The organism is Shewanella youngdeokensis, assembly GCF_033180165.1.
Classification (GTDB): domain Bacteria; phylum Pseudomonadota; class Gammaproteobacteria; order Enterobacterales; family Shewanellaceae; genus Shewanella; species Shewanella youngdeokensis.
Genome location: NZ_CP136522.1, coordinates 4,015,017 through 4,025,985, shown reverse-complemented (window position 1 = coordinate 4,025,985; position 10,969 = coordinate 4,015,017). Strand labels below are relative to the sequence as shown.

The 10,969-nt window shown below is 45.8% G+C and carries 9 protein-coding genes; 2 read left to right on the top strand and 7 right to left on the bottom strand.

Annotated features, from left to right (window positions below; genetic code table 11):
- Positions 1–54: 54 nt before the first annotated feature.
- Together RGE70_RS17195 and RGE70_RS17190 are read right to left on the bottom strand one after the other, a co-directional pair.
- Positions 55–2,496, bottom strand: coding sequence for a TonB-dependent receptor plug domain-containing protein (locus RGE70_RS17195; RefSeq protein WP_310472643.1), 2,442 nt, complete (start codon positions 2,494–2,496; stop codon positions 55–57).
- 507 nt (positions 2,497–3,003) lie between these two features.
- The gene (locus RGE70_RS17190; RefSeq protein ID WP_310472642.1) at positions 3,004–3,867 is read right to left on the bottom strand and encodes a YicC/YloC family endoribonuclease; all 864 of its coding nucleotides are present in this window, start codon (positions 3,865–3,867) and stop codon (positions 3,004–3,006) included.
- Between the two features lie 189 nt (positions 3,868–4,056).
- Here RGE70_RS17190 and rph point away from each other — a divergent pair, with 189 nt between their 5' ends.
- Both rph and pyrE read left to right on the top strand, forming a co-directional pair.
- The gene (gene rph / locus RGE70_RS17185; protein WP_202286892.1) at positions 4,057–4,770 is read left to right on the top strand and encodes a ribonuclease PH; all 714 of its coding nucleotides are present in this window, start codon (positions 4,057–4,059) and stop codon (positions 4,768–4,770) included.
- An 88-nt stretch (positions 4,771–4,858) separates the two neighbouring features.
- Positions 4,859–5,500, top strand: coding sequence for an orotate phosphoribosyltransferase (pyrE, locus tag RGE70_RS17180; protein WP_310472641.1), 642 nt, complete (start codon positions 4,859–4,861; stop codon positions 5,498–5,500).
- Positions 5,501–5,575: 75 nt separating this feature from the next.
- Here pyrE and folE read toward each other — a convergent pair whose 3' ends face one another.
- The 5 genes from folE to coaBC all read right to left on the bottom strand — a co-directional run bounded on the left by folE (position 5,576) and on the right by coaBC (position 10,894).
- Positions 5,576–6,235, bottom strand: coding sequence for a GTP cyclohydrolase I FolE (gene folE / locus RGE70_RS17175; protein WP_310472640.1), 660 nt, complete (start codon positions 6,233–6,235; stop codon positions 5,576–5,578).
- Between the two features lie 209 nt (positions 6,236–6,444).
- Positions 6,445–8,412: an alpha/beta hydrolase family protein gene (locus tag RGE70_RS17170; protein WP_310472639.1), complete on the bottom strand. Its 1,968-nt coding sequence runs from the start codon at positions 8,410–8,412 to the stop codon at positions 6,445–6,447.
- Positions 8,413–8,546: 134 nt separating this feature from the next.
- Entirely contained in the window at positions 8,547–9,140 is a 594-nt protein-coding gene (gene slmA / locus RGE70_RS17165; RefSeq protein WP_310472638.1) for a nucleoid occlusion factor SlmA, read from the bottom strand.
- Between the two features lie 101 nt (positions 9,141–9,241).
- The gene (dut, locus tag RGE70_RS17160; protein ID WP_310472637.1) at positions 9,242–9,700 is read right to left on the bottom strand and encodes a dUTP diphosphatase; all 459 of its coding nucleotides are present in this window, start codon (positions 9,698–9,700) and stop codon (positions 9,242–9,244) included.
- Positions 9,701–10,894 (bottom strand): bifunctional phosphopantothenoylcysteine decarboxylase/phosphopantothenate--cysteine ligase CoaBC, encoded by a 1,194-nt coding sequence (gene coaBC, locus RGE70_RS17155; RefSeq protein WP_310472636.1) that lies wholly within the window; start codon positions 10,892–10,894, stop codon positions 9,701–9,703.
- Positions 10,895–10,969: the final 75 nt, after the last annotated feature.

Sequence of the window (10,969 nt, the reverse complement as noted above, 5' to 3'; positions counted from 1 at the left end):
AGCGGCGACAAAGCTTTAACTTTGCCGCCGTAGCACTAGAAAAGGGGTTGCCGATTACATACTAACGCCCACGCTTAACCACACTTGGCGGCCTTGGTTGTAGTAATCGTCGGTAAACTTACTGTTGTCATCGATACCAGAAGTGGAAATTTTGACTTGTTTATCAAGTAAGTTGGTTACACTAAAGCTTAGCGTCATGCGTTCATTTGCCATGCTTGGAGTCCAGCTAACTTTGGTGTCCCAAGTGACCAAGCTTTCCATTTCAGCGCTAGACATTACTGCCACGCTTTGTAGTTCGCCTTCGATTTCACGAGAGTCAGTGGTTTGGAATAAGGTCAGCTTACGACCGCCTTCGTAGTTAACAAAGTTGCTCCACATAACACCGTATTGATCCCAGCTGGTATTAATGGCTAAACCCGCGGTGAAATCGCTGTTATAGCTACCAGCGTCCATTTCGGTACGACGCATAAGCTCACCGTCTAGCTCGACCCATTCAGTGCTTGAACCGCTGTATAGATCATTTTGGTCGTCATACACTGAGGTGGTGGTACCTGAGCCTTTGGCGTCGACAAAACCTAGGTCTAAGTAACCACCGATCTTGCCACCCAAAAAGGCGTAGTTATTGGCATTGCTGAATCGCAGCGAGTAAATGTTGCTGTCACTTTCGATGTTATTGTGCAGTTCGTCGTAACCAAGTTCGCTGTTGTAGATAGATGACAAGCCATCGCGCTGTTGGCGGTATAGGTATCCGGCGTTCATTACAACATTGCCCAGCTGTAGGTCGTAATTAAGGCTGATTTCATCTGAATAGGGTGTGTCAGCCTGGTTAAGGTCGGTGGCTTGGTACTGTGTTATTGACTCACAAGTGTAATCATCTGGATTTAAACTAATGTCGCTACCACCGCCGGTGCCAACACAGTCTTGATGATTGGTTTGTAAGGCGCGTTTTTCAGCAGTTAGTGCCCAGCCCAATAAGCTGCCGCTGTAGTAACGTGATGCACCCATGCTTAAACGGTTGGTGCGCTCAGCCTCGAAATCCCAGCTACCGCTGATCCGCGGTGCAATTACAGTTTGGTCAAACAGTTCAATATGTTCAGCGCGAAGACCTAAGTTTACTGTTAGCTTATTCCACTCAATGGTGTCGGTGGCAAACAATGCGTATTGGTTAGAATCTGCTTTATAGTCGCCAGCAGCAGTGGTGGTCCATGAGTCTAGCTCGACACTGCCGTCAGCATCGCTGTATTGGGTAAAGGTGTGGAAATCTTCACTGAAGGTACCCTCTGCAGAATGTAGCGTTGCTTCAACACCTACACTCAACTGATGACGTACTTCACCCGTGTAAAGGGTATTAAAGTCAAAGGCTGACTTTAATTTGGTGCTGTTTTGAGTTTCATCAAAGTTTCCGTATGAACCTTCAGAACCCATATCGAAGCCAGTGCGGTAATCAAAGTGAGTTTTAAAGTAATTTACGTCGGCACTTCGCTCATTTTTAAGTTGATCAAATGCAGCGGTATTGCGCCACATACCTTGTGCAAACTCGCGGTTCAGCTTCAAGGTGTAACCGATACCTGAGCTACTGTTCTCGTAGTCACTATCTTCAGCGGTTTCATCGGTGAAGGTATCGTTTAAGAAACGTTTATCGGTAAACTCTGAGAAACGTAGCTCATTGCTCAGTTCCCAAGCGCCTAATGTCGCTAGGTGATTAATAAATACGTTGGTGTTGCTTTGACCTTGATCTTGACGTTCGCCGTTGTAGATCAACGGAATGTCGGATTCTTGTACGCTAATACCAATGCCTATTTTATGGTTTTCATTGATGGCTCCGCCAACAAATAGGTTATGGAAACGTTTTTGGTACTGATCTTGATAACTACCGTCACCCCATATTGGCTCTTCAAGATCACTGTTATCTTCATCTAGCGTCGGATCGCTGTTCCAATCACTGTCGGTCATTTTGAAGGTGTATTCAGCGGTGAATTCGTCGGTGGGTTTACGCAGTTCAGCGTTAATTATACCGCCGGTAAAACTGCCGTATTCTGCATCTACGTTACGATCCATTACTTCAACAGATTCAAGCAACTCAGTATCAAAGAAGTAGCCTGATGTATGTCCCCCGATACTTCCCGCTTTGTCATCGGCACCGAAAGTAGAGATATTATTGGTAGTAACACCGCCAATCATGTAGTTAGTTTGGTGAGTACGAGCATTAGCGAGTGAAATCTCTTCTGGCGCTAAATCGCCACCTCTAACTGAAGCGGTCGCATCATTAATCGCAATGCCAGGCTGTGTTTTTAATAGTTGAGATAGACTGTTGTTAGCAACTGGCTTGGCGTTGATCTGCTCACGCTCAATTAGCAAGTTGTCGTTTTGCTCTACTGCTTGAGTTTCGGTTTCTGCCAGTACAGGCAGAACATCGTTTGCAATAGCCTGAGAGCCGTAGAGTGCTAAACCTATGCTGCTTGCCAAAAGTGTAGGGAGTAAAATAGATTTCATCATCAACCTAATGTCTAGTGATTATAATTTGGTGCAAATTATCCACACCAATAACACAAACGCAAATGATAATGATTCCTATTCATATCTTCGTGATCGAGTTCAATTATCTGTAATAATTCCCCCTTTACAATGTAAATTGTCTTGTTTAGCTGCTTGGGTTTGCCATCTTTTGCTAGCCAGCGGTGTCGCTATTTATAATGCAGTTGAGTCAGGTTGGAGCTGGTAGGTGGTTACGGTTAGCAATTTAATGGATGATAGCTTGAGCGTTACGCGCACACTGCAGCTGAAAGCGTAATTAGGGTTGCAGGTATGCATGCGCATTGGCCTTGTTGGATGTGTATAGGTAAAGCGGCTATTTGATACGACTCGGCAAAAAAGTTTTAACCGCAATGATGATTTTATCTTGTTGATGCTCGCGCTTTGCAGGTAAAAATAGGGCAAATAAAAACCCTGTAATAACAAGCGTTATTGCAGGGTTTGTAGTAGGGCTAGTGGGGGCTTTAAACGTTATTCAACGTTCTGAATTTGTTCGCGCATTTGCTCGATAAGTACTTTAAGGTCAACGGCGGCTGAGGTCACTTCGGCACTGATTGATTTAGATGCCAACGTGTTTGATTCACGGTTAAATTCTTGCATCATAAAGTCGAGTCTGCGGCCTTGTGCGCCACCTTTTTTCAAAATGCGGCGGGTTTCGGCAACGTGTGCGTCAAGACGGTCCATCTCTTCGGCTACGTCCATTTTTTGCGCCATTAGTACCATTTCTTGTTCCATACGGGCTGGATCAAGTTCGCCGGTGATTTCGGCTAAGCGGTTGGTTAGCTTGTCGCGTTGCCATTGCATAACAACTGGCATGTGCGAACGCACTACGGCAACAAGATCAACAATTTGGTCTAGGCGAGTTTGCAACATAGTGTTGATGGCTTCGCCTTCACGGCCACGGGCTTCAATAAATTGGTCGATGGCGGCGTTAAAGGCTTCAAGTAGCTCTGCGCCTAGTGAGTCCATGTCTTGCTCGGCGCTAGACATCACGCCAGGCCAGCGTAGAACGTCAACAACATTTAGCTCGCCTTGACCTGCTTCATTTTCTACCCATTTAGCGGCGTTGATGACCTGTTTGGCTAACTCTTGATTCAGTTGCAGTTCGCTAGCGCCACCTTCATTAAGGTTGTAACGTAGGTTTACTTCAACTTTACCGCGGTTTAAACGTTTACGAAGACGATCTCTAAGCACTGGCTCCAAGCTGCGGAACTGTTCTGGCAAGCGCAGGTAGGTTTCTAGGTAGCGCTGATTAACTGAACGGATTTCCCAAGAGGCGGTGCCCCAATCTGCTTTGTGCTCGATGCGAGCATAGGCTGTCATGCTTTGGATCATGGATGATTTCCAGTGTTATTCGTCTAATTGAGCTGTGATTATATACCCAATTAATGGCAAGGTGCAGACTTGAACAGCATTTTACTGGTGAGATTTTTTAGATGAGTTTGTTTTCAGATAGCATAGTGGCTCACATGCCATTATAATATCGCCAAATTACCCTAATGCTTCTAAATACAGGAATTCACTATGCGCCCAAGCGACAGAACTCCAGCACAATCTCGTCCCGTGACTATCACACGTCAGTTTACCGCTCATGCCGAAGGTTCGGTTCTGGTTGAGTTTGGTGACACTAAAGTGCTGTGTACCGCCAGCTTTGAAGAGGGTGTACCGCGTTTTCTTAAAGGCCAAGGCCAAGGTTGGGTAACGGCTGAATACGGCATGCTACCTCGTTCTACCCATAGCCGCATGAACCGTGAAGCGGCTCGTGGCAAACAGTCTGGTCGTACACAAGAAATCCAACGTTTAATTGGTCGCTCGCTACGTGCTGCGGTTGATATGAAACTGCTGGGCGAAAACACAATTGTTATCGATTGTGATGTTATTCAAGCCGATGGCGGCACGCGTACTGCTGCGATTACTGGCGCATGTGTTGCGTTAGTTGATGCACTTAACTGGGCACGTGGTAAAGGCATTTTAAAAACTAACCCGCTTAAGTTCTTAATTGCTGCGGTAAGTGTTGGTATTTATAAAGGCGAGCCTATTTGCGATTTAGAATATATCGAAGATAGCGCTGCTGAAACCGACATGAACGTTGTAATGACTGAAACCGGTAAGATGATTGAAATTCAAGGCACTGCTGAAGGCGAGCCGTTTAGTCATGAAGAGCTATTAAGCTTATTAGACTTAGCCAAGCATGGTATTCGAGAAATCGTTGATATCCAGAAAGCATCGTTAAGCTAAATTGTATTTTTGTTATTAGGGCCCTACGGGGTCCTTTTTGTAAGTATTATTTGAAGACACTGAGTTGCCCTATTCTTAAGGAGAAATTGTGAAAGCCTACCAACGTGATTTTATTGAGTTTGCCCTTGAACGCCAAGTACTTAGATTTGGCGAGTTTACGTTAAAGTCAGGCCGCACTAGCCCTTATTTTTTTAATGCTGGCTTATTTAATACTGGCCGTGACTTAGCACGCCTTGGTCGCTTTTATGCGGCGGCGTTGGTTGATTCTGGCATTGAGCATGATTTGTTATTTGGCCCTGCTTATAAAGGGATCCCGATTGCAACCACTACGGCAGTTGCTTTGTGTGAGCATCACGATATTGATATGCCTTACTGCTTTAATCGTAAAGAGAAAAAGCAGCACGGCGAAGGCGGAAGCTTAGTCGGTAGCGAGCTTAAAGGCCGAGTCATGTTGGTTGATGATGTTATTACAGCGGGGACGGCAATTCGTGAATCAATGGAAATTATTGCGGCGCACAACGCTAAGCTAGCGGGAGTGTTGATTGCTCTGGATCGCCAAGAAAAAGGCAACGGTGAGTTGTCTGCGATTCAAGAAGTTGAGCGTGACTTTGGCTGTAATATTGTTTCCATTGTTAAGCTTGAAGATGTGATTCGCTATTTGTCTGAAAAGCCTGGCATGGAAACTGAGCTGGCCTCGGTAAGCGCTTACCGCGACCAATACGGTATCTAGTTTGTTATGCGTTTTTGCATTAAAAAAGCCCTTAGCGTTTGCTAGGGGCTTTTTTGTTTGGCTCACTCACACGGTTTAGTTACTTAAAAACTCTGCTCGGGTCGCCGGGTTAGATTTAAAAATTCCGCCTAATGCAGTGGTGGTGGTTGAGCTGGTTGAGTCCATTACGCCACGGGATTTAACGCAGTAATGTACAGCATCCATTTTTACGGCTACGTCTTTGGTTTCAAGTAAGGTTTGCAGCGCCACCAAAACTTGCTGTGTTAGCCGTTCTTGCACTTGTGGGCGCTGGGCAAAAAACCGAACAATGCGGTTAATTTTGGATAAACCAATAATGTTTTTACGCGGCAAGTAGGCCACGCGCGCTAAACCGTCGATGGTAACGAGGTGGTGTTCACAGGTGCTGGTTAAGCTAATGTCATTCACTTTAACCATCTCGTCGAAGCCCATCTTGTTTTCTATGACGGTGATTTTGGGAAAGTTGGCGTAATCAAGGCCTGAAAAAATTTCATCGACGTACATTTTGGCTATACGGCGCGGGGTATCGGCCAAGCTGTCGTCACGTAAATCTAACGACATTAGCGTTAATACTTCGCGCATGTGGTGCTCTATTTTGTCCTTACGTTGTTCAGGACTAAATTCGCAGGGCAGCATGGGGGTTTCAAGCCCGCGCTCAAGCAGTGCTGTTTGTACTAGTTGTGCTGCTTCACTGAGGATGGCTTCTTTTGAGGTCATCAGTTCCTCCACTGTAACGGTGGTGCTGTTTATGGTGTGCTTAGTGGCGACCCAAACACATGCTGCCAAGCATTACTTGCTGAGCAGTATCGGGATATTAGGGCGCAAAGATGCATGCAGGATACAGCGATTTGTTGCAAATATACACCAAAATACCGGCATAAGTTAATAAAAGCCGACTAATTTAGTCGGCTTTTATTGGGGCTGATTTACAACTTGAGGTTTGTCTTTAGGAAGGTCAGCATTTCGCTGTAATATTTTGCTCTGTGGTTATCATTATAAAAACCGTGGCCTTCATCATCCATGACCAGCTGTTGGTAGGGATAGTCGATTTTTTTAAGGCTATGGACTAATGACTCAAACTGCTCAATAGGGGCGCGTTCATCTTCGCCGCCATGCACCAGCAATAGGTTGGCTTTGAGCTTGTTGACGTTATAGGTTGGTGACATTGATTTTAATAGCGCCTCATTTTCGCCAAGCACTTCTTTAAGGTATGCCTTACCTGCGCTGCGGGTTTGTACATCGCCTTCTTCGTACATTAAGGGCAGGTCGTAAACACCGGCAAAGCCGATAGCACACTTAAACATGTCGGGTGCTAAAGTGCTGCTTTGCAAGGCGCTGTAGCCGCCAAAACTACCGCCGACAATACAAACTCTGTTTTTATCTGCGTAGCCTTGGTCAATGACAAACTGTGTGGCGTCGATGATATCGTATTGGATCTCGGTGCCCCACTTTTGGTATCCGGCTTCTTCAAAGTTGCTGCCGTAACCGCCAGAACCTCTAAAGTTGACCTGCAACACGGCCATCCCTTGGTTGGCTAGCATTTGGTTTTGTGGGTTAAAGCCCCATGAGTCCCTAATACCGTGAGGACCGCCATGCGGGTTGACCACTAAGGGTAAGTTTTTGGCTTCGGTGCCATGGGGCAGAGTTAAGTAGCCTTGCAGTGTTACCCCATCACGACTGGTAAAGCTAATGGGTTTTACCTCTGCCATTAGATCGGGGTCAAGCTTACTGTTTTGTGAGACTAAGTATTCTAGTTTAGCTTTGTCTGCATCAAACAAATAGTAGTCGCCAGGATTACGATCGTTAAAGGCCGCAATAATAAAGAAGCGTGAATCGAGCGTTTCGCTCACAATACGCACCTGATGCCCAGGTAGCGCTGCAATTAGCTGCTTTAATAAGGTGGCGTGTCGGTCTTTTGCGTCAACAAAGGCGTAGTCTGGGTAGCCGGTGTCAAACTCGACAGCGTAAAGTTTTTTAGTTTGCTGGTTGACCCAATAGTCAGCAGGGTCGACGGTGTCATCTTGAATGATTTTGCTTTTTTCACCGCTTTTAAGGTTGATTTTGTACACCCCTAAAGTATTACCTTGTTCGCGACCTGCTACGTAAACGCTATTGGGATCTTGTGCAAAAGCGATGGGGGTAACGTCGTCTAATTGCAACTCGAGTTTGTCGCTGTTGTGCCACTGTTTGTTTTCGCGATAAAACACCTTGGCATTATTGTTTTTGTCTAATCCTGCTGCAAAGCGCACCTCACCGTTTGAGTCGGTTAAAAAGCTGGAGTAGCCAATCGGAGCTCGCATGAGTTTTTTACGCTTACCGTTATAAATATCGATACGGTATACATCTTGTAATTGCTCGTAGTCTAAACTGCGATAACCGTTCCAGCGGATTGCGTTAACCAGCATGTAGCGGTCGTTATCAGGCAGTGGGTCTAAAATGAATGCTGAGGCTCTAATGGGAGTGTTCTTTTTTATGTTGGAACCCGTTTGTTGTTGGCCGCCGTTATAGCCAAACAAATACTCTGCCTTGGAGCCATCAGCGTTAACTGCAAACAGTTCACCGTAGTAGACTGGGGTATCTCTCCAGCCTTTTAGGTACTCTTTTTGCAATACGACGCGGTCGTTATTAACCCATTCATAGTGGCCGACTTGTGCGTTACCAGGAAAAAATACGGCGTGATGTAACTGCTTAGTTTTAGCATCTAAAATGAGCAGTTTATTTTTACCGTCATGCTTGGTTATCGCACCAATATAATCCCCATTAGGTGACAATTTTAGCGTGTTAAATTCTGCGCCGCGGCTAAATAGCTTGGCGATGGTGAGTGTGTCAGTGGCCAGTGCAGGTGGCATTAAGCCCATTAGCAGCGCTAGGCTGATGAGGGGGGAAATTCTCATAACGTGTCCTTGTTATAATTTGAGCAGGTTTATTTTTGAGCGATTAAGTAGAGTAAGTGAAAAGTATTGGAGTTTCAAGAGAAAGGCTTTTAAGAACAAAGTGGTAGTGGCTACCACTTTGTTGCTGGCGTTGACTAGCTTTGTAGCAGTTGCTGCTGAACAAATGTCCACTGTTCGTTAAAGTGGGCAGTGGGCTTTATTTTAAACTCGCTGCGAACAAATTGAGCAATTCTGCCTTCTGCAATCGCGAGCAGTAAATTGGCTAGTACTGCTTCATCGATATTAAAACCTTGGCCTTCTCGTAAGCTTTTTTCACGTAATATTTGCTTAAGATGGGTTTCGATTTTAGCAAACAGCTGGCTTATTCTACTGCGCAAGCGTTCATTTTCACCTAGTAATGCATCACCGTTAAGTACACGAGAAATGCCGGGGTTGCGCTCGGCAAATACTAGCAGTAGTTGCAGTAATTGCTGGCAGCGCTTCATGGTGTCTTTTTCTTCGTCCATGATGATATTGATACGGGTCAGTAGTGACTCTTCAATAAACTCGATTAGACCTTCAAACATACGCGCTTTACTTGGGAAGTGGCGATAAAGTGCGGCTTCTGACACGCCGACTTCAGCGGCGAGTTTAGCAATGGTAATGCGTTGTCCTGGGCTTGTTTCTAACATTGTCGCTAGACATTGTAGAATATGCTCACGGCGATTTATTTTTGGGCTTGCAGCCATTTATTAGTCCTTCACTCGATTACTACTTGAGCGAGACGGCAAGGAAACGTTGCCCCATGCTATCCATAAATTGTAGTGATACGCTTAAATGTGTGGGTTTATTATTTAGTACCTGAGTGGCCAAATCCGCCAGCGCCACGGTCTGAGCTATCAAACTCATCGACCAGTTTAAACTCGGCTTGAACAATCGGCACAAACACTAATTGTGCGAGTCGGTCGCCAACTTCAATGGTGAATGGCTCGCTGCCACGGTTCCAGCAAGACACCATGAGTGGGCCTTGGTAATCAGAATCGATTAAGCCAACTAAATTACCGAGTACGATACCGTGCTTATGGCCTAAACCTGAGCGTGGCAAGATAACTGCAGCTAGGCTTGGGTCGGCAACGTGAACCGCAATACCGGTTGGGATCAAGATAGTTTGACCTGGTTGTATAGTAAGGTCGGTATCGACTAATGCGCGTAAATCCATGCCGGCACTGCCTGGGGTGGCGTAAGCTGGAAGCGGAAACTGCGTACCAATACGCGAGTCTAGAATTTTTAATTCAATTGGTGTTTTCATTTAGGTTTTTACTTTTTCTGCGATAAGGGTAAGCAATTGCTTAGCTAAAATTTGTTTATTTACTGCTGGAAAGTGTGTGGCGCCATCTTGCCAAAAAACACTCAGTGCGTTTTGGTCGCTGTTAAAGCCAATGTCACTATTGGACACATCATTAGCGGCAATCATATCGAGCTTTTTACGCGCTAACTTGCCTTTAGCATATTGTTCTACATCATTTGTTTCTGCTGCAAAACCAACGGTAAACGGCCGTTTTTCGTGACTCGCTACAGTGGCTAAGATATCAGGATTACGCACTAGTGCAAGTTGCATTTCAGCAGCAGATTTTTTGATTTTACAGTCTGCAATGTCGGCAATTTTGTAATCGGCAACGGCTGCGCAGCCGATAAATATTTGGTGTTTTTCAACCTCAGGCATTACGGCGTCTAGCATCTGCTGTGCGGACTCAACGTTAATGCGGCTTACGTTAGCTGGGGTCGGTAAATTAACTGGTCCGGTAACTAAAGTGACAGCTGCGCCCATTTCTGCGGCGGCACTGGCGATGGCAAATCCCATTTTTCCAGAGCTGTGGTTAGATATGTACCGGACCGGGTCTATTGCTTCGCGAGTTGGCCCTGCTGTGAGCAGTAACGACAGTCCAGCGAGCAGTTTAGGCCCAAAAAATTGCGCGGCTTGATCGGCGATAGCAACGGGCTCTAACATTCGACCAGGGCCAACTTCACCGCAAGCTTGTGAGCCAGAGTCTGGCCCCCATACAGTAATGCCGCGTTGTGCCACCGTGGCTAAATTGGCTTGAGTGGCTTGGTTGCGATACATCTGCTGGTTCATTGCCGGACACAGCACAATAGGCGCTTGTGTAGCTAAGCATGTGGTGGTGATGAGTTCATCGGCCATGCCCGCACTGATGCGCGCAATAAGGTTAGCTGTTGCTGGAGCTATAATGACTAAATCAGCCCAGCGGGCTAACTCTATATGGCCCATTGAGGCTTCGGCTGATGGGTCGAGCAAGTCAGTTGCAACGGGGTAACCAGACAAAGCTTGTAAGGTTAAGGGCGTAATAAATTCTAGCGCACTTTGGCTCATTACCACTCTAACGTCGGCACCACGATCTTTTAGTTTGCGGACTAAATCTGCTGATTTATAAGCTGCTATTCCGCCGCCAATTCCTAAAAGCACTTTTTTATTGTGTAAACCCATACAGACTCTTTCCATTATCATTTTCACGGATTTTGAGGCAATCCGTGCAGTCGATTTAGCGGACTAAGATATCAC